16 protein-coding genes and 1 rRNA gene are annotated in these 20,007 nt (G+C 43.4%); 7 read left to right on the top strand and 10 right to left on the bottom strand.

Annotated features, from left to right (window positions below; translation table 11 throughout):
• The 4 genes from L4C39_RS17540 to L4C39_RS17525 form a co-directional block, all read right to left on the bottom strand.
• A 16S ribosomal RNA gene (locus L4C39_RS17540) occupies positions 1-291 on the bottom strand; the annotation flags it as partial.
• Positions 292-842: 551 nt separating this feature from the next.
• Positions 843-1,370, bottom strand: a complete 528-nt coding sequence (gene hemG, locus L4C39_RS17535; protein ID WP_429747173.1) for a menaquinone-dependent protoporphyrinogen IX dehydrogenase — start codon at positions 1,368-1,370, stop codon at positions 843-845.
• A gap of 10 nt (positions 1,371-1,380) precedes the next feature.
• A complete protein-coding gene (locus L4C39_RS17530) occupies positions 1,381-2,838 on the bottom strand; it encodes a TrkH family potassium uptake protein (RefSeq protein WP_029203544.1) in 1,458 nt (485 codons plus the stop codon).
• Between the two features lie 48 nt (positions 2,839-2,886).
• Complete coding sequence (locus L4C39_RS17525; RefSeq protein ID WP_171757134.1) at positions 2,887-3,510, bottom strand: YigZ family protein; 624 nt, start codon at positions 3,508-3,510, stop codon at positions 2,887-2,889.
• Positions 3,511-3,726: 216 nt separating this feature from the next.
• Here L4C39_RS17525 and fadB point away from each other — a divergent pair, with 216 nt between their 5' ends.
• The 3 genes from fadB (at position 3,727) to acuI (ending at position 8,371) form a co-directional block, all read left to right on the top strand.
• Positions 3,727-5,898: a fatty acid oxidation complex subunit alpha FadB gene (gene fadB, locus L4C39_RS17520; RefSeq protein WP_429747170.1), complete on the top strand. Its 2,172-nt coding sequence runs from the start codon at positions 3,727-3,729 to the stop codon at positions 5,896-5,898.
• 27 nt (positions 5,899-5,925) lie between these two features.
• Positions 5,926-7,089 carry an acetyl-CoA C-acyltransferase FadA gene (gene fadA, locus L4C39_RS17515; protein WP_429747168.1) on the top strand — a complete coding sequence of 388 codons (1,164 nt, stop codon included), beginning with the start codon at positions 5,926-5,928 and terminating at the stop codon, positions 7,087-7,089.
• A 301-nt stretch (positions 7,090-7,390) separates the two neighbouring features.
• Entirely contained in the window at positions 7,391-8,371 is a 981-nt protein-coding gene (gene acuI, locus L4C39_RS17510; RefSeq protein ID WP_017054297.1) for an acrylyl-CoA reductase (NADPH), read from the top strand.
• A gap of 158 nt (positions 8,372-8,529) precedes the next feature.
• Here the strand turns inward: acuI and L4C39_RS17505 are convergent, their stop codons facing one another.
• Both L4C39_RS17505 and L4C39_RS17500 read right to left on the bottom strand, forming a co-directional pair.
• A complete protein-coding gene (locus L4C39_RS17505; protein WP_017054298.1) occupies positions 8,530-9,474 on the bottom strand; it encodes a LysR family transcriptional regulator in 945 nt (314 codons plus the stop codon).
• 129 nt (positions 9,475-9,603) lie between these two features.
• On the bottom strand, positions 9,604-9,789 hold the full coding sequence (locus L4C39_RS17500; protein ID WP_017054299.1) for a hypothetical protein: 186 nt from the start codon (positions 9,787-9,789) through the stop codon (positions 9,604-9,606).
• Between the two features lie 141 nt (positions 9,790-9,930).
• On the opposite strand from L4C39_RS17500, the gene tusA reads away from it, so the two are divergent.
• The gene (gene tusA, locus L4C39_RS17495; protein WP_017054300.1) at positions 9,931-10,182 is read left to right on the top strand and encodes a sulfurtransferase TusA; all 252 of its coding nucleotides are present in this window, start codon (positions 9,931-9,933) and stop codon (positions 10,180-10,182) included.
• An 81-nt stretch (positions 10,183-10,263) separates the two neighbouring features.
• Here the strand turns inward: tusA and L4C39_RS17490 are convergent, their stop codons facing one another.
• Complete coding sequence (locus L4C39_RS17490) at positions 10,264-10,521, bottom strand: hypothetical protein (protein ID WP_429747165.1); 258 nt, start codon at positions 10,519-10,521, stop codon at positions 10,264-10,266.
• Between the two features lie 403 nt (positions 10,522-10,924).
• Between L4C39_RS17490 and glyQ the strand changes: the two genes are divergently transcribed.
• The 3 genes from glyQ (at position 10,925) to L4C39_RS17475 (ending at position 15,457) form a co-directional block, all read left to right on the top strand.
• On the top strand, positions 10,925-11,845 hold the full coding sequence (gene glyQ, locus L4C39_RS17485; protein ID WP_429747163.1) for a glycine--tRNA ligase subunit alpha: 921 nt from the start codon (positions 10,925-10,927) through the stop codon (positions 11,843-11,845).
• Positions 11,846-11,847: 2 nt separating this feature from the next.
• Complete coding sequence (gene glyS / locus L4C39_RS17480; protein ID WP_171757130.1) at positions 11,848-13,914, top strand: glycine--tRNA ligase subunit beta; 2,067 nt, start codon at positions 11,848-11,850, stop codon at positions 13,912-13,914.
• A 292-nt stretch (positions 13,915-14,206) separates the two neighbouring features.
• Complete coding sequence (locus tag L4C39_RS17475; RefSeq protein ID WP_017054304.1) at positions 14,207-15,457, top strand: valine--pyruvate transaminase; 1,251 nt, start codon at positions 14,207-14,209, stop codon at positions 15,455-15,457.
• A gap of 87 nt (positions 15,458-15,544) precedes the next feature.
• Here the strand turns inward: L4C39_RS17475 and L4C39_RS17470 are convergent, their stop codons facing one another.
• The 3 genes from L4C39_RS17470 to recF all read right to left on the bottom strand — a co-directional run bounded on the left by L4C39_RS17470 (position 15,545) and on the right by recF (position 20,002).
• Positions 15,545-15,982 carry an Hsp20 family protein gene (locus tag L4C39_RS17470; RefSeq protein ID WP_017054305.1) on the bottom strand — a complete coding sequence of 146 codons (438 nt, stop codon included), beginning with the start codon at positions 15,980-15,982 and terminating at the stop codon, positions 15,545-15,547.
• Between the two features lie 504 nt (positions 15,983-16,486).
• Complete coding sequence (gene gyrB / locus L4C39_RS17465) at positions 16,487-18,904, bottom strand: DNA topoisomerase (ATP-hydrolyzing) subunit B (protein ID WP_261888676.1); 2,418 nt, start codon at positions 18,902-18,904, stop codon at positions 16,487-16,489.
• Between the two features lie 18 nt (positions 18,905-18,922).
• Complete coding sequence (recF, locus tag L4C39_RS17460; RefSeq protein WP_429747160.1) at positions 18,923-20,002, bottom strand: DNA replication/repair protein RecF; 1,080 nt, start codon at positions 20,000-20,002, stop codon at positions 18,923-18,925.
• Positions 20,003-20,007: the final 5 nt, after the last annotated feature.

Raw genomic sequence — 20,007 nt, 5'->3', positions numbered from 1 at the left:
AGCTAGGGATCGTCGCCTTGGTGAGCCATTACCTCACCAACTAGCTAATCCCACCTAGGCATATCCTGACGCGAGAGGCCCGAAGGTCCCCCTCTTTGGCCCGAAGGCATTATGCGGTATTAGCCATCGTTTCCAATGGTTATCCCCCACATCAGGGCAATTTCCTAGGCATTACTCACCCGTCCGCCGCTCGTCAGCGAAGTAGCAAGCTACTTCCTGTTACCGCTCGACTTGCATGTGTTAGGCCTGCCGCCAGCGTTCAATCTGAGCCATGATCAAACTCTTCAATTAAAGTTTTTGCATCCTAAGATGCGGCTCAATGAATACTGACTTCAAAACTAATATTTACCGCTCTTTCGAAAAAGAACAGAAACATGTAATTCTAAAGCTATTACCATTCCAACAGAATGGTAATGAATTGACTGTGCCAAGTTCTAAGAACTTGTATTGGTCACTCAGTTCATTGATATCTTTTGTTTCGACTTAATTTACTTTCGCTTTAAAAAGCGAAAACAAACAGTACGAAACTAGTGATTATCATCAACGAGTGCCCACACAGATTGATAGGTCTAAATTGTTAAAGAGCTTGTTTTAAGCTTTGCTCAAAACGGACGGCCATTTTAGCGATTCAACTAAAAGTGTCAAACACTTTTTTAAGTTATTTCGTAACTCTAAATTGTCCTTCTGAATCACTTCAGAACTCTCTGTGAGCCCTTACCGTGTCAGCGAGGTGGCATTATAGAGATTGCGATCACATTGGCAACCCCTTTTTGCAAAAAAAATGCATTTTATTATCGTTCGACTAAAAAACATTCAAAAGACCATATAAATCGACATTCTGATTACATATCTTTAAATTTTTGAGCAAATTGAGATACTTTTTCCCAATTCGTATATTCAACTTCTTTGCTTGTATCTGTCTCTCCTCCAGTCATCGTCATAATTAAACGAATCATGGTTCTATCAAAGAAGTTATAGCGAGGATAATAGAGCGCTCCAGCGAAAACGCCAATCATCTTAGGTTTCCACGGTGATTTTTTTAAGAAGGTTTTGATATACGCACTACCTTCTGGCGTATCTTTCCCTTGGTCTTCTTTCCTCGCGGTAAGGTTGACACAAAAGAAAGCGACTTTGCTTAACTCCAACTGAGTTAAGTTTTTACTGATGAAACGGTATAGATCTTTGTTTAGATGACCATAGCGAATAGAAGCACCGATCAAAACTCGCTCATACTGAGAAAAGTCCACCGTTTCTATTTCACTGATATTTTTAGTTTCACAAGAGTAATCTGAAAATTCACCCTCTATATACTGAAGGATTTTTTTCGTTTGGCCTTCTCGGCTTGAATAAAGAAAAAGAGCTTTTGCCACGAGAGCTTCCTTAGCTACGCCAGAACGTAGGAGTCAAAAGAATTAAAAGAGTGAAAATTTCTAAACGGCCAAATAACATGGAGACGACTAATACCCACTTAGCACTATCATTAATATCGCCAAAATGGAGCGCCACCTCGCCAAGGCCAGGGCCTAAATTATTGAGTGTTGCTGCAACCGCGGAGAATGCACTAAGTTCGTCCATTCCTGTCGCTATCAACCCGAGCATACAAACTACAAAAACCAATGCATAGGCGGAAAAGAATCCCCATACCGCATCAACAACTCTTTGCGGTAGGGCTGAACCACCTACTTTAATGGTGTATACCGCTCTAGGGTGGACAAGACGCTTCATTTCACGAGCACCTTGCAAAGTAAGAAGCAGAATTCGAATCACCTTCATTCCACCACCAGTTGATCCTGCACAACCGCCGATAAAGGAAGAGAAGAGTAACAGCACAGGTAAAAACAGTGGCCACTCAGAAAATCCTGTCGTGGTAAAACCAGCCGTTGTTGAGATGGATACTGTTTGGAATAGAGCCTGATCAAAAGCGTCATAGATGGAGTCATAAGACTGGTGATTCAAAAGCAATAAGAAGCAAACAAGAAACAGAACGCTTTGAATAAAGATAAAGGCTCTGAATTCAGGATCTTTCCAATAATATTTAGGGTGCACGCCACCAGAGGCAAATGCAGCAAAGTGCAAAGAGTAGTTACATGCAGAGATAAGAAGAAATACAACCGTGATCATATTTATCGCGTGGCTATCAAAATAGCCCATACTGGCATCATGAGTTGAAAATCCACCGATCGCAATAGTCGAAAAGCTATGGCTAATGGCATCGAAGAAACTCATTCCCGCAAGCCAAAAAGCAAAAGCACACGCAATGGTCAAACTTAAATAGATATACCACAACGCTTTCGCGGTTTCGGCAATTCTCGGGGTCATTTTACTGTCTTTAACTGGGCCTGGAATTTCGGCTCGATATAACTGCATTCCCCCGATCCCAAGAACAGGTAAGATCGCAACCGCAAGTACGATTATCCCCATTCCCCCAAACCATTGTAGAAACTGGCGGTAAAACAGAATCGCTTTAGGCAACTCATCTAACCCGACAATAACGGTCGCTCCCGTTGTCGTTAACGCTGAGAATGATTCAAAAAAGGCATCGGTAACTGAAATACTAGGGTTATCAGCAATAAGAAAGGGAAGTGAGCCAGCACTACCGATTACCGTCCAAAACAAAACGACAATCAGGAACCCATCCCTCGCTTTTAATTCATGTCGGTGACGTCTATTTGGAAACCAACAGATCCCTCCGCAAAAAAGCAGAACAAAGAAAGTGGTAACAAAAGGAACACCAGCACCATCACGGTACAGTAACGCCACAAATGCAGGCGCTAGCATGGAAACACTAAATAGAGCGAGCAACAGCCCGACGATTCGTATGATTGATCGAAATTGCATGAATAATTAACGAAACTTAGCTTGAAATAAAGCGGCGCTTCTAACTTCCTAGTTATCTTTTATTCCGGTGACCAACGCTTTGGCACCGCTTTTATTTATAATGATTTGAGTAAAGGCATCAACATGACGCTGTTCTATCTCAATATCCATAACAACATGCTCACGATAGTCAGCTTGAGCTTCGACTGCATCGAATTGGCTCATCACTGATTGTGCGATAGGCATAAAAGAGTAGTCTAACTCTAGCCGCAAGTGAGTGGTGATTTTTTTCTCGATTGTTTGAAGCAGCTTTAATGCTTGTTGCACTCCGCCACCATATGCTTTGACTAAACCACCCGTTCCAAGCTTAATTCCACCCGAATAACGTGTGACAACCGCCGTTAGCTCACCCACTCCAGATCCTGATAATTGCGCTAAGATTGGTTTTCCTGCGGTCCCAGAAGGTTCACCATCATCACTAAACCCCCACTTCATTGAATCTTCAGCTCGGCCAGCGACAAAACCCCAACAATTATGTCGAGCTCCAGAATGTTCTGCTTTGATCTGTTCAACAAACAGCTTCGCAGCTTCTACACTTGGTGTATGGGCTAAATGAGTTATGAAGACGCTTTTTTTAATTTCTTCTTCAAATGTCACAGGTGAAGAAGGAATTAGATAGGGAAGAAAATTCATGGTTATCAATTTATATGAATAGTGGCGCTAGTGTAACACGCTCCAAATAAAAGCGATCCTAGATCTGACCCTGCGCACAATGTTAAACAAATGTTTAAAAAATGTATTGAGTTTGACTACCTACAAGTCCACACTAGACTTACTGGTCTAACCAGAACATAAAAACAACACTAATTCTCTCAAACAATCAAGGATTGTGAGTGACGGAGATAGATAATGATTTACCAATCGAACACCCTACAAGTTAAGGAATTACAAGACGGTATCGCAGAATTGAGCTTTTGCGCACCAGCGTCGGTCAACAAGCTTGATCTTGCAACTCTTGAATCACTAGATAAAGCACTCGATGCTCTAAATCAACACCAAAGTTTAAGTGGATTAATCCTTACTTCAAACAAAGACACTTTTATTGTTGGTGCAGATATTACCGAGTTTCTTGGTCTGTTTTCGAAACCAGAAGCAGAGCTAGAAGAGTGGCTTAAGTTTGCCAATAGCATCTTCAACAAGCTTGAAGATCTTCCTGTGCCAACACTTTCGATGATCCGCGGTCATGCACTTGGTGGCGGTTGTGAGTGTGTACTCGCGACCGATTTCCGTATTGGAGACAAGACCACCAGCATTGGTCTACCTGAAACTAAACTAGGTATCATGCCAGGATTTGGTGGGTGTGTTCGTCTACCTAGAGTAATAGGTGCAGATAGCGCCATGGAAATTATTACCGCAGGTAAAGCGAACCGAGCAGATGACGCATTAAAAATTGGCCTTCTCGATGCCGTTGTAGACAGCGATAAATTGCTCGACTCTGCCATCAATACCATCACTCTCGCTAAAAATAAACAGCTTGATTGGCAAGCTCGACGCAAACAGAAAACATCCGCTCTCACGCTAAGCAAGCTAGAAGCGATGATGAGCTTTACGATGGCAAAAGGTTTAGTCATTCAAAAAGCAGGGCCTCACTACCCAGCACCGATCACCTCTGTTAAAGCGATTGAAGATGCCGCGCGTTTAAGCCGAGATGGCGCACTCGATGTTGAAAGACAATACTTCGTAAAACTCGCCAAATCAGAAGTCGCCCAAGCTCTTGTTGGTCTGTTCCTCAACGATCAATACATTAAAGGTATCGCAAAAACTGCCGCGAAATCAGCAAGCAAAGAAACTCAGCGAGCAGCGGTATTAGGTGCCGGTATTATGGGTGGTGGTATCGCTTATCAATCTGCTCTGAAAGGTGTTCCGGTAATAATGAAAGACATCGCACAAGCATCGCTAGATTTAGGCATGAATGAGGCTTCTAAGCTACTCAATAAACGCTTATCTCGTGGTCGTTTAGATGGTTTCAAAATGGCAGGGATTCTTTCATCGATCACTCCAAGCCTACATTATGCGGGGATCGAACAGTCCGATATCATCGTAGAAGCCGTAGTTGAGAACCCAAAAATCAAAGCTGCAGTATTAAGTGAAGTCGAATCACATGTCGGTGAAGATACAGTTGTCACATCAAATACCTCGACGATTCCAATCAACTTATTAGCAAAATCACTCAAACGCCCTGAAAATTTCTGCGGCATGCACTTCTTCAACCCAGTACATCGCATGCCCCTTGTTGAAATCATTCGTGGCGAACACACCTCTGACGAGACGATCAACCGAGTGGTGGCATACGCAGCAAAAATGGGGAAATCACCTATTGTTGTCAATGACTGCCCCGGTTTCTTCGTCAACCGCGTGTTATTCCCTTACTTTGGTGGGTTTAGCAAACTGCTCAGTGATGGTGCTGATTTCACAAAAGTCGATAAAGTCATGGAACGTCAATTTGGCTGGCCAATGGGACCTGCTTACCTACTTGACGTTGTTGGTATTGATACAGCTCACCACGCACAAGCCGTTATGGCGCAAGGATTCCCAGATCGAATGGGCAAAAGTGGTAAAGATGCCATCGATGCGTTATTTGAAGCGGATAAATACGGTCAGAAAAACGGTTCAGGTTTCTACAGTTATAGCGTAGATAAAAAAGGTCGCCCGAAAAAGACATTCACAGAAGATGTTCTACCTTTACTGAAAAATGTGTGCAGTGACGCTCAATACTTTGATGATCAGACGATTATTCAACGCGTCATGATTCCAATGATTAATGAAGTCGTTCTCTGCTTACAAGAAGGGATCATCGCATCACCTCAAGAAGCTGATATGGCACTGGTATATGGCTTAGGCTTCCCGCCATTCAGAGGCGGTGTATTCCGTTACCTAGATAGTATTGGTATTCAAAACTATGTACAAATGGCTGAACAATACCAAGAGCTTGGTGCTTTGTATCATGTTCCTCAGATGTTGAAAGATATGGCAGAAAGCGGCGAAAGCTTTTACCAATCTCAACAATCTAGCTCACTTTAACTCTATCTTTGGAAAAGGAATATAAAGATGAATAACGTAGTAATTGTTGATTGTCTTCGTACACCGATGGGACGTTCTAAAGGTGGAGCATTTCGTCACACGAGAGCTGAAGATTTATCGGCTCACTTAATGAAAGGCATTTTAGAGCGTAACCCTCAAGTCGACCCAAGACAGATCGAAGATATTTATTGGGGTTGTGTACAGCAAACACTAGAGCAAGGTTTTAACGTGGCACGTAACGCCGCCCTACTTGCTGGCCTGCCGATTGAAATTGGTGCAGTAACGGTGAACCGTTTATGTGGTTCATCTATGCAAGCTCTGCATGATGCGGCACGTTCCATCATGGTCGGTGATGCTGAAATCTGCTTGATCGGCGGTGTTGAACACATGGGACACGTCCCAATGAACCACGGGGTTGATTTCCACCCAGGTATGTCGAAGCACGTAGCGAAAGCCGCAGGCATGATGGGATTGACCGCTGAAATGCTCGGTAAAATGCACGGTATCAGCCGTGAAGATCAAGATGCATTCGCGGCACGTTCTCACGCCAGAGCACAAGCCGCTACTGTAGAAGGTCGTTTCAAGAATGAAATCCTTCCTACTGAAGCACATGCCGCTGATGGATCGCTGTTTACATTAGATTATGATGAAGTTATCCGCCCGGAGACAACAGTTGAAGGCTTATCTCAACTCCGTCCTGTATTCGATCCTGCAAATGGTACGGTCACTGCGGGCACCTCTTCAGCGCTATCTGATGGTGCTTCTGCCATGCTCATAATGAGTGAAGATAAAGCCAACGAACTCGGCTTAACTATTCGAGCAAAAGTTCGCTCTATGGCGATTGCTGGCTGCGATCCTTCAATCATGGGATATGGCCCAGTTCCTGCGACACAAAAAGCACTTAAACGTGCCGGCCTAGAGATAGGCGATATGGATGTCGTCGAACTCAATGAAGCCTTTGCTGCACAATCATTACCGTGTGCGAAAGATTTAGGTTTACTCGATGTAGTCGATGAAAAGGTCAACCTCAATGGGGGCGCAATCGCATTAGGTCACCCTCTGGGTTGTTCTGGCTCTCGTATCTCCACAACATTGATCAACCTGATGGAAGCAAAAGATGCGAAGTATGGGTTAGCCACAATGTGTATTGGTTTAGGCCAAGGTATTGCGACGATTTTTGAACGTCCATAGCGACACCTCTATAGAAAAATGTTCATGCGCAGTATGCGGATATCATTGAGTATTAAAATACTCTAGATGGAATGAAGAGATAGAATGCACACACCGCCTTCTATCTCTTTTTTTATCGGTGATCATCGACAATTAATGTATGCATAAAACGCATAGTAAACATGTCAAAGTATCATTTTTTTTCTTTATCACTCTGTCCTACACTCATTGTCATTAACAAAACAGATATTGATAAGCTGAATCCATATTGAACCTTTCAGCGATGTCACCACACCTATATTGGAATCTCTGGAGAATTTTTATGTTTAAAGCATTAGTCCTAAACCAAGAAGACAAAAAGACCATCGCAGCGGTAACCGAAATTGAAGAGTCACAGCTACCTGAAGGTAACGTAAAGATCGATGTGAACTACTCTTCTCTAAACTACAAAGATGGATTAGCAATTACAGGTAAAGGACGAATCATCCGTAACTTCCCAATGGTTCCCGGTATTGATTTAGCAGGGAAAGTATCTCACTCAGATGACCCTCGCTATAAAGAAGGTGATGAAGTTGTTCTTACTGGTTGGGGCGTTGGTGAAGGTCACTGGGGCGGAATGGCAGAGAAAGCAAGCTTAAAGGGCGACTGGTTAGTGCCTATGCCAAAAGGGCTTGATGCTAAAAAAGTAATGACGATTGGTACCGCTGGTTTTACAGCAATGCTTTGTGTTCAGGCCATTGTTGATGCAGGCGTGAAACCAGAAGACGGTGAGATCCTCGTGACAGGTTCAAGCGGTGGTGTAGGCAGCGTGTCAATTACTCTGCTTAACCAACTTGGTTATAAAGTAGCAGCCGTCACTGGCCGAGCTTCAGAAAACGGAGAGCTACTTAAATCACTCGGAGCAAGCCGCATTGTTGAGCGAGCTGAACTTGAAGAACCAGCAAAACCATTAGAGAAACAGTTATGGGCAGGCGCGATTGATACGGTTGGCAGCAAAGTATTAGCAAAAGTATTGGCTCAAATGGATTACAACAGCGTTGTGGCTGCATGTGGCCTTGCTGGTGGTTTTGACTTACCGACAACGGTTATGCCATTTATTTTACGTAATGTCCGCCTACAAGGTGTTGATTCCGTAATGTGCCCACGAGAGAAACGCATTAAAGCGTGGGAGCAACTTTCTGAACTATTACCAGAGTCATTCTATGACCAAGCAAGTAAAGAGGTCTCTTTAGAAGAGGCTATCCAAGCCGCTGAAGATATCACTAACGGCCAAATCACAGGTCGTGTTGTAATTAAGATTTAATCCAAATCGCTATCGCTTCAAAAAAGATAGCACCAAAGAAGAAAGGTGATGCTCATGGCATCACCTTTTTTATATCCAGTCTATTGAGACATTAGCTAAGCGATTCAATAAATCCACGCCATCAATCTAATCAATAATAGTAACCATAACGAATCCAACTAACTGCCCAGACCTATATCTTCCACTCTTTTTGTAATCAGCTTTCTACACTCATCTTTAAGTACGCGACGCAGCCAAGCCTGAGCAGGTGACGTATCGCAACGTGAATGCCAAATCAGAGAATAATCAAACGGTGTAAACTCAAATGGAAGCCGTTTAACCACCAAATCATAACGTTCTGCCACAAGGTAAGCTAAATCAGCAGGGACAGTGATCACTAATGGCATCTTATCGACAATCGCCAACGCGGCTTCTAAGTGATAAGCACGCAACACCATACGGCGCTCTTTTTGATTGACGAGCGCATTATCAAGCAGAGCTTTCACCCCATCACTTATCGCGATCATCGCATGAGGCAGTGACACATAATCTTCCAGCGACAGCGGCTGATTTGCTAATGGGTGATTCTTAGACACCAGACAAGACACGCCCACCAGCCCTAAAACTTCTTGCTTCAATGGGGCAACAGAACCTATCGGCCGACAAATTGCCATATCCACACGCTCAGTGCTGAGTTGTTTAAATAAGTGCTCATGTTGCAGTGGAGCAAATTCCAAAGAGATATTCGGGGCTTGCTCATAAATTTTAGGCAAGGCATAAGGCAAGATCGTCTGCATCGCATAATCTGTCGTCGCAATAATAAAGTGCTGATCGCAATACAGAGGAGAAAAATCACTGGGAGTAAGAAGTTGGCGTAAAGATTCTAACGGCTGATTGATCCGAGAATTAATTTCACGCGCTTTTTCTGTTGGGACAAGATGCTGACCTTGGCGAGTAAAAAGAGGATCATCTAGCATGTCACGTAAGCGCCCTAACACTCGACTCATCGCAGACTGGCTCAAGTTAAGGCGAACGGCTGCCCGACTGACGCTGCTCTCTTCGAGTAACACTTTTAATGCGACTAATAAATTTAAATCGCGACGATATATCTCTTCTAATTCCACAATCTTAATCCTGCGAACTGACACTTCACATTTATACCATGCATTAGATAAAAAAAATCCCGCAGTTAAGCGGGGAAGCCCAAGAAAAATGGGGATAGTGTCGGAATAAGGTGTTGTTCAGGTTTGGATTTAGTTTTCTTGTTCTTCCGAAGAGCTATGCCAACGGCGCATCTCAATCCAAATACCAATAATTGTGGCACTCATACCAATCAAAGGCATAAATGACGCTTCTTCTGGTGACCTAAGCACTAAGGCACAAAAAGAGATAAAGCATAAAACCGAATAAATCGTTAACCTATCTAGTGCAGTCAACATCGCCACTCCTTAGCTCAATTGTTACCAGGTTGTTAATTAAGTTAAAGCAAATAGATCGATTTGCCAAGGGTTATTGCATATTTTTTCTACAGAAGTATCATTCCCAGCTCAAAAGCACGATAAAACACTAGAGATATCACCATGACAATCAATTTGGAACTGGCCACTCACACACTTGAAGCGGAAGGATTACGCTGCCCAGAGCCGGTAATGATGGTTAGGAAGACAATACGCAACATGCAGGATGGCGACGTACTATTAGTAAAAGCTGACGATCCTTCCACCACGCGAGATATCCCAAGTTTTTGTCGCTTTATGGATCACCAACTTGTGAGTGCTCAAGTAGAAAGCCTGCCTTATACCTATTTGATCAGAAAAGGATTAGAAGAGTAGTTAAATTTAACGACTCGTTGACTGAAAAAGCTCAGTAAGAATCAAAGAAAAAGCCGCCATATGACTAACTGGCGGCTTTTTTTATTCTTTTTCAACATTATGCAGTTGTGATTGAAGCTTATCGAGTTGGTGTTGCATTTCACGCATATCCTTACGCATTGGAATAATATGTGCGACTCGGATCCAAGCTTCAGCAGCAAGGCCCGTCATGACAATAGAGCCAACCACCATAGGTAACCACATTTCAGTCAAAACCATACCTAACAAAGTTAACACTAAGCCAACGGTAAAAAGATAACTTTGTTTTTCTGGAGTCATTCCCATATAGCGAGTCAACATAATCGTACCCTCCTATTTGTAACTCTTAAGATTAAAGTAGCATGACAATTGTGACACTTGTGTGTCAGTCATCACGCTTAAATACGATTTCGGATGAGATTTTGATCTAAGCTAAATTTCGTTTTGCTACTCAGTAATAACTCAGTCATTAAGGCTTAATTCATCCAACAAAAAGGCTCTATTTATCCTTATTTTAGATGCGCGTTAAAATTCACGAATAAATGAAGTTCAACAGATTTTGCCTTTAACTCCCACCTCTTCAACTAAAAATAATCAAAAAACAGCGAAAACTCGAACCATGCTGATTAAATAACCAACATTGCCCCTACTCGCTTTCTGAATATCTGCGTATAATCGAAGGTTATTTTCAGAACTCAGACAAAAGAATCGCGCGAATTTAATTATGCAAAAATACGATATCAAAACCTTCCAGGGAATGATCCTCGCGCTGCAGGATTATTGGGCTCAAAACGGTTGTACCATTGTTCAACCTTTGGATATGGAAGTAGGTGCGGGTACCTCTCACCCAATGACATGTTTACGTGCACTTGGCCCAGAGCCAATGTCTACGGCATACGTTCAACCTTCACGTCGTCCTACTGATGGCCGTTACGGTGAAAACCCAAACCGTCTGCAGCACTACTATCAATTCCAAGTAGCACTAAAACCTTCTCCAGATAATATTCAGGAGTTGTACCTAGGCTCTCTTGAAGTGCTTGGTGTCGATCCACTTGTGCATGATATTCGCTTCGTAGAAGACAACTGGGAAAACCCGACGTTGGGTGCTTGGGGTCTTGGCTGGGAAGTATGGCTAAATGGCATGGAAGTGACTCAATTCACTTACTTCCAACAAGTTGGCGGCCTTGAATGTAAACCAGTAACAGGTGAGATCACTTACGGTATTGAGCGTCTAGCAATGTACATCCAAGAAGTAGACTCAGTTTACGATCTTGTATGGAACGTAGCACCAGATGGTTCTAACGTGACTTACGGTGATATCTTCCACCAAAACGAAGTTGAGCAGTCAACTTACAACTTTGAACACGCAGACGTAGATTTCCTATTCGGTTTCTTCGACCAGTGTGAGAAAGAGTGTAAAGAGCTACTTGAACTAGAAAAACCACTGCCACTTCCAGCTTACGAGCGCATTCTTAAAGCGGGTCATGCATTTAACCTACTTGATGCTCGTAAAGCAATTTCAGTAACAGAACGTCAGCGTTACATCCTTCGTATTCGCAACCTGACTAAAGCGGTAGCAGAAGCGTACTACGCATCACGTGAAGCACTTGGCTTCCCAATGTGTAAGAAGACCGAGGAGAAGTAACTATGGCGAAGAATTTTCTAATTGAACTGGGTACGGAAGAGCTTCCACCAACAGCACTTCGTTCTCTAGCAGAAGCCTTTGCTTCTAACTTTGAAGCTGGTCTTAAATCTGCTGAGCTTTCTCACGAAGGCATCAAGTGGTACGCAGCACCTCGTCGCCTAGCACTTAAAGTGACGGCACTGGCTGAAGGCCAAGCAGACAAAGTGGTTGAGAAGCGCGGTCCTGCAATTTCTGTAGCATTCGATGCTGAAGGCAACGCGACCAAAGCAGCACAAGGTTGGGCTCGTGGTAACGGTATTACTGTTGAGCAAGCTGATCGTCTGAAAACAGACAAAGGCGAATGGCTTCTTTTCAAACAAGAAGTAGCTGGCAAACCAGTTCAAGAATTGGTAATGGACATCGCTGCGAAAGCACTCGCGGGCCTACCAATTCCTAAAGCAATGCGCTGGGGTAACTCAGACATTCAATTTATCCGTCCAGTGAAAACACTGACAGTACTACTAGGTGATGAGCTTGTTGAAGGCGAAATCCTAGGCGTAGCTTCTGCTCGTACTATCCGTGGCCACCGTTTCATGGGCGAACAAGAGTTCACAATCGACTCTGCTGACCAGTACCCTGCGATCCTAGAAGAGCGCGGTAAAGTAATGGCAGATTACGAAGCGCGTAAAGCGATCATCCTTGCTGATGCTAAAAAAGCAGCAGACGCGGTTGGCGGTATTGCTGACCTAGAAGATGACCTTGTTGAAGAAGTTACCTCTTTGGTTGAATGGCCAGTGGTGCTTACTGCTAAGTTTGAGCAAGAGTTCCTAAAAGTGCCTTCTGAAGCCTTAGTTTACACCATGAAAGGCGACCAAAAGTACTTCCCAGTGTATGACGCTGATAAGAACCTTCTGCCAAACTTCATCTTCGTTTCGAACATCGAGTCTAAAGAGCCTCGTCACGTAATCGAAGGTAACGAGAAGGTTGTACGTCCACGTCTTGCTGATGCTGAGTTCTTCTTCAACACAGACCGTAAGCGTCCGCTTATCGATCGTCTACCTGAACTAGACCAAGCTATCTTCCAGAAGCAACTGGGCACAATCAAAGACAAAACAGACCGCATCACAGAACTTGCTGGCTACATTGCTGAGCAAATCGATGCTGACGTTGAAAAGTCTAAGCGCGCAGGCCTACTGGCTAAGTGTGACCTAATGACATCTATGGTATTCGAATTTACGGATACACAAGGTGTGATGGGCATGCACTACGCAACACACGATGGCGAAGACGAGCAAGTAGCACTAGCACTTTACGAGCAATACATGCCTCGTTTCGCCGGTGACACCCTACCAAGCACGGGGATCTCTTCAGCAGTCGCAATGGCAGACAAGCTAGACACTATCGTAGGTATCTTCGGTATTGGCCAAGCACCAAAAGGTTCTGACCCATTCGCGCTACGTCGTGCATCACTAGGTGTACTACGTATCATCGTTGAAAACGGCTACAACCTAGACCTAACGGATCTGATCGGTAAAGCGAAAGAGCTACTAGGCGACAAGCTAACCAACAAAAACGTAGAAGCTGACGTTATCGACTTCATGCTAGGTCGTTTCCGCGCATGGTACCAAGATGCTGGTTTCAGCGTTGATATCATCCAAGCGGTACTAGCACGTCGTCCAACTAAACCAGCTGACTTTGACCAACGTGTTAAAGCCGTTTCTCACTTCCGTGAACTGGAAGCAGCAGAAGCACTGGCAGCAGCGAACAAACGTGTAGGTAACATCCTTGCGAAATTCGATGGCGAACTACCAGCTGAAATCGATCTAGCTCTTCTTCAAGAAGACGCAGAGAAAGCTCTAGCTGAAAACGTTGAAGTAATGACAGAAGCACTAGAACCAGCATTCGCAACAGGTAACTACCAAGAAGCCCTAAGCAAACTTGCTGACCTACGTGAACCCGTTGATGCATTCTTCGATAACGTAATGGTGATGGCTGATGACGAAGCGCTGAAAAAGAACCGTCTAACGCTACTGAACAACCTGCGTAACCTATTCCTACAGATTGCTGATATTTCTCTTCTACAGAAATAATCATTACATCCGTAGCGAAAAAATATTAGGGAAGCATTTTTGCTTCCCTTTTTTCATCCCTTACATTCACCTTTAAAGCCTCCTAAATAGTGTCATTCTGATATTCGTCTCATTTCAAATTGGGCAAGCGATTCGCTTATCTTCATCGTAACTTTGCCTTTTTTTCAATTTTTAACTTTTCGTGCTTTTCGTCGCAAAATTTGTGCGGTATGTTCATAGTTAACACAGCACTTTTCCACTCGTGGAAAGCCCTCAATAAAAAGAACTATTAATGAATTAGGTACGATAAGTAATGCAATTTTCTAAGTTTGGTGAAAAGTTTAATCGATATTCTGGAATTACTCGTCTAATGGACGACCTCAATGATGGCCTACGCACACCTGGAGCCATCATGCTCGGTGGTGGTAACCCTGCCGCCATTCCAGCCATGCTCGATTACTTTAGCCAAGCCAGTGGAGAGATGCTCGCCAATGGTGAACTTGTCGCTGCCATGGCGAATTACGATGGCCCTCAAGGAAAAGATGCCTTCGTAAAGTCACTCGCTAAGTTACTCAAAGAAACTTACGGTTGGGACATCAGCGAAAAGAACATCAGCCTAACCAACGGCAGTCAAAGTGGTTTCTTCTACCTATTTAACTTATTAGCAGGACAACAACCTGACGGCTCGCATAAGAAAATTCTATTGCCATTAGCACCCGAATACATTGGATATGGCGATGCGGGTATTGATGACGATATTTTTGTCTCTTACCACCCAGAGATTGAGATGCTGGATAATCGCCAGTTTAAATATCATGTCGATTTCGAAGAGCTAAAAATCGATGACTCTGTTGCCGCGATTTGTGCTTCTCGCCCAACCAATCCAACAGGCAACGTCCTGACCGATGAAGAAGTTCGTAAACTGGACAAACTCGCTCGCGAAAACAATATTCCGCTACTGATAGATAACGCTTACGGCCTGCCTTTTCCGAACATTATCTTTGAAGATGTCGAACCTTTCTGGAATGAGAACACGATATTGTGTATGAGCCTTTCTAAGCTTGGCTTACCTGGTGTCCGCTGCGGCATTGTGATCGCCAGTGAAGAAGTGACTCAAGCGCTCACCAATATGAATGGCATCATCAGTTTAGCGCCTGGTAGCTTAGGCCCTGCGATCGCCAACCATATGATTACGAATAACGATCTACTACGTTTGAGCACGGATGTGATTAAACCTTTCTACAAACAAAAATCGTTGCGTGCTGTCGAGTTACTACAACAAGCGATTCCAGATGAACGCTTTCGGATCCACAAGCCTGAAGGTGCGATCTTCTTATGGTTATGGTTTGATGAACTGCCGATTACCACCATGGAACTGTACAATCGTTTGAAAGCTCGTGGCGTACTGATCGTTCCTGGCGAATACTTCTTTATTGGTCAGGAAGATGACTGGGAGCACGCTCATCAGTGCCTACGCATGAACTACGTACAAGATGATGAAATGATGCAGAAAGGCATCAATATTATCGCAGAAGAGATCGAAAAAGCTTATCAACAAGGTTAGATAAGCGTTGTGGAACTGAAAAGAGCGCCAATGGGCGCTCTTCTTGTCTTAGCTTAAGGTAAAGCCGTTATCTATTCGATGTTTGACTTAATTATTATCAATTAGGTTTTTACCATTAATTGCAATTTTACGTGGCTGCATCGCTTCTGGGATTTCTCTTTCTAAATCCACATGCAGCAAGCCATTTTCCATTGTTGCGCCAATCACTTTAACGTAATCCGCCAATTGGAATTTACGCTCAAAATCGCGCTCAGCAATACCTTGATAGACATAGTTTTTATTTTCTTCGGCTTGACGCTCACCACGAACAATCAGCATATTCTCTTTCTGAGTGATATCTAAATGCTCATCAGCAAAACCTGCGACCGCCATTGTAATGCGATACTTATTTTCATCTTGCTGTTCAATATTGTACGGCGGGTAACCACCAGAAGAATTTTTTGACGTATTCGCTTCCATCAGATTAAACAGACGATCAAAGCCAATAGCGTTGCGGTATAGGGGCGTGAAATCTACAGTTCTCATAGTACTATCCTTTCATTAAGCAATAGTCTTAGCGTTGAAATTTTACTTAGATCGAGTCTGTGAGTGACTAAGTAAACCACTAAGAGTGTCAGCATTCATTCCTCTGGCTTCACCTCAATTGGCGACAACTCTGGGACATGAACATGCATCATTTTTAAATTGTGTGCTGCTAAATGAATCCTCTCATGAGCGATATTTAGTCAGCTATTTCCGAGGCCCTGCATCTTCTAGTTATCTAGCAAGAATAGTCTCCTCTTCACAAATAGATATATGGATTGGTCAAAAGAGTTTCAAGGGATTATTTTTAATTATTTTCCTAATTCAATATTTTTCAGTAACTTAAAAACAAAAAAGACCGCCATTTCTGGCAGTCTTTTAATAAAAAATTTAGTTTTTTGAGACGAAGCTATTTCGTTTTAGTTCAAGGAAGAGGCGCGGAGCATACGAATGTATGTGAGCACCTCTGACACAGAAATTAAGCGAAAGAGCGAAGTATCAAAGAGACTAAACGTCTAGGTTTGCTACTTTAAGTGCGTTATCTTCGATGAAGTTACGGCGAGGTTCAACTTGGTCACCCATTAAGGTAGTAAACAGTTGGTCGGCACCAACCGCATCATCGATTTTCACTTGCATCATACGACGAGTTTCAGGATCCATTGTGGTTTCCCAAAGCTGATCTGGGTTCATTTCACCTAGACCTTTATAACGCTGTAGGCTTAAACCACGACGAGACTCTTTAATCAACCAGTTCAATGCTTCAACAAAAGTATCCACAGGCTGTGTTCGTTCGCCACGTTTGATGTAAGCATCCGCTTCAATCAAGCCATGTAACGCTTCTGATAAATCTGCTAATTTGCCGTACTCTTTAGAGTTAAACAGGTCTACACTCAATGCGTATTCGTGAGTCACACCATGAGTTCGAACGACAATTTTTGGTAAGTTAAGACCAAGCTCTGCATGCTGTTCAACTTCTAAGCTGTACTGACTCGCACCCTCTTCTTTCGCGTTCAATTGCTCAACTAAGGTTTTACCCCAAGTCTCAACGGCGCCAGCATCATGACACTGTTCAGCCGTTAGACGTGGTGTGTAGATAAGCTCATGAATCAGAGCGCGTGGGTAACGACGGCTCATTCGGTCCACCAGCTTAATACCAGCATTATATTGCTGAACAAGCGACTCAAGACCTTCACCAGAAATCGCTGGTGCATCTGCATTCACGTGTAATTCAGCGTTATCAAGCGCTAAAGAAACTTGGTATTGATCCATCGCTTCTTCATCTTTGATGTACTGCTCTTGCTTACCTTTTTTCACTTTGTATAGTGGCGGTTGAGCAATATAAATGTAGCCACGTTCAATTAGCTCAGGCATTTGACGGTAGAAGAACGTCAGTAGCAGCGTACGAATGTGAGAACCATCGACATCGGCATCGGTCATGATGATGATGTTGTGGTAACGCAGTTTGTCTGGGTTGTATTCATCACGGCCAATACCACAACCTAATGCAGTAATCAGCGTCGCAACCTCTTGAGAAGATAGCATCTTATCAAAACGCGCTTTTTCAACGTTTAGGATCTTACCTTTCAGTGGAAGAATCGCTTGGTTTTTACGGTTACGCCCCTGCTTGGCTGAACCGCCAGCAGAGTCTCCTTCCACAATGTAGAGTTCAGAAAGTGCAGGATCTTTTTCCTGACAATCCGCAAGTTTACCTGGAAGGCCCGCTAAATCTAATGCGCCTTTACGACGAGTCATCTCACGTGCTTTACGCGCTGCTTCACGAGCACGAGCCGCATCAATAATTTTAGAACAAACAATCTTAGCTTCAGTTGGGTTCTCAATAAGGAACTCAGCTAATTTTTCGTTCATTGCTGATTCAACAGCAGATTTTACTTCTGAAGAAACTAATTTATCTTTCGTTTGGCTAGAGAACTTAGGATCCGGCACTTTTACCGAAACAACAGCCGTCAAGCCTTCACGAGCATCATCACCAGAAGTGGATGCTTTTGCTTTCTTAGAGAAACCTTCTTTATCCATGAAGCTGTTTAACGTACGCGTTAATGCCGCACGGAAGCCAGCAAGGTGAGTACCACCATCTCGCTGTGGAATGTTATTGGTGAAACAGTAAATGTTCTCTTGGAAGCCATCATTCCACTGCATTGCAACTTCAACGGTAATGCCATCTTCACGTTCAAAATCGAAGTGGAAGATTTTCTGGATGATTGGTGTTTTATTCGTATTTAAGTGATCAACGAACGCCTGGATACCACCTTCATACCTGAAGTGATCCATTTTATCTTCTTCGCGTTCATCAACTAGCTTGATAGAAACACCAGAGTTCAAGAAAGACAACTCACGTAGTCGCTTCGCTAAAATCTCGTAATGGAATTCAACATTAGTGAATGTATCTTCACTTGGCCAAAAACGAATCTTAGTACCCGTTGCATCTGTTTTACCCGTTACGGCTAGTGGCGCTTGAGGCTCACCATGACAATAGGTTTGTTGATGTGTTTCACCTAAACGATGAATAGTAAGGTCAACCTGCTTTGAAAGTGCGTTTACAACTGAAACACCTACACCGTGCAAGCCACCCGATACTTTATAAGAGTTATCATCAAACTTACCGCCCGCATGGAGAACCGTCATGATTACTTCAGCGGCCGACACACCTTCTTCTTCGTGAATTTCAGTCGGAATACCACGGCCATCATCGCTCACAGAGACTGAATTATCTTCATGGATCGTGACGATAATGTCATTACAGTGGCCTGCTAACGCTTCATCGATTGAGTTATCCACCACCTCAAATACCATGTGGTGCAGACCGGTACCATCATCCGTGTCGCCAATGTACATTCCTGGACGCTTTCGAACGGCATCCAGACCCTTCAGTACTTTAATACTCGATGAATCGTAATTATCTGACATGAATTACTCTCTCACTAATTAACTATGCTCTATTTTGCCATGTTCCACATGAAACATCTTACTGTTTTCATCATGCATATCTGCAATTTGGCTGACGGTGATAGAACTTACAAAAACCTGAGCCCCCGTCTGTTTTAAGCAGTCCGCTAGGCGCTCACGACGTTGGCTATCTAATTCGGAAGCAAAGTCATCGATAAGATAAACACATTGCTTTCCTGTCACTTGAGTTAAGTGCTGTCCCTGCGCTACACGCAACGCGCAAACCATTAACTTCAACTGACCACGCGACAAAACATCCTCTACAGGTGTTCCGTTCACTTTTATCTTAAGATCCGCTTTATTTGGCCCACTAAAGGTATAACCAAGTTGCTGATCTCGTTCAAAATTCGTTTCAAGAATTTCGGCGTAAGGTGTATTTTTATCCCACCCACGGTAATAATTTAACTGGATATCAAATTCAGGCAAAAACGTGCGGCAGATTTCTTCGGCCACGACCTTTAATTGCTCTACATAATCTGAACGCCACTGACTGATTTTTTCAGCCAATTGCGCGAGTTCTTGATCCCAGTAACTGAGTTCTCGGTAATCACGAGCAGTTTTCAGTAATGCGTTTCTCTGCTTACTTAAACGCTTAACTCGCCCCCATGCCTCATAGAAACCAACCTCACTATGAAACACACCCCAGTCAATAAATGCACGACGGTGTTTAGGGCCATCGGTAAGTAAATCAAAACCTTCGGGATGAATCAATTGCAAAGGCAATACTTGTGCTAACTGTGCTAACTTCTGCCCAGATTGACCGCCTATTTTAACCTCTGTTGAGCCATCACGCTGTTTATTTATGCCAATAGGTAGCTCAAATTGATCAGAGGTCATAAAACGACCATGAACAAAGAGTTCACTACACTCATTTTGAATGACTCGCCCCGTTAGAGAACTCTTAAATGAACGGCCATGCCCCAGCAGATAAATGGCTTCAAGTACACTGGTTTTTCCGCTTCCATTCGGGCCTATAAGAAAGTTAAAGCCTGATGATAGTTGAATATCACAGGCTTCAATATTTCTAAACTGTTTGACGATTAAACGCGTTAAAGGCATTTGTA

Origin of the sequence: Vibrio clamense, assembly GCF_050337905.1 — a bacterium.
Taxonomy (GTDB): domain Bacteria; phylum Pseudomonadota; class Gammaproteobacteria; order Enterobacterales; family Vibrionaceae; genus Vibrio; species Vibrio cortegadensis.
The sequence above is the reverse complement of the archived record's forward strand: the minus strand, read 5'-3'. Positions and strand labels throughout refer to the sequence as shown.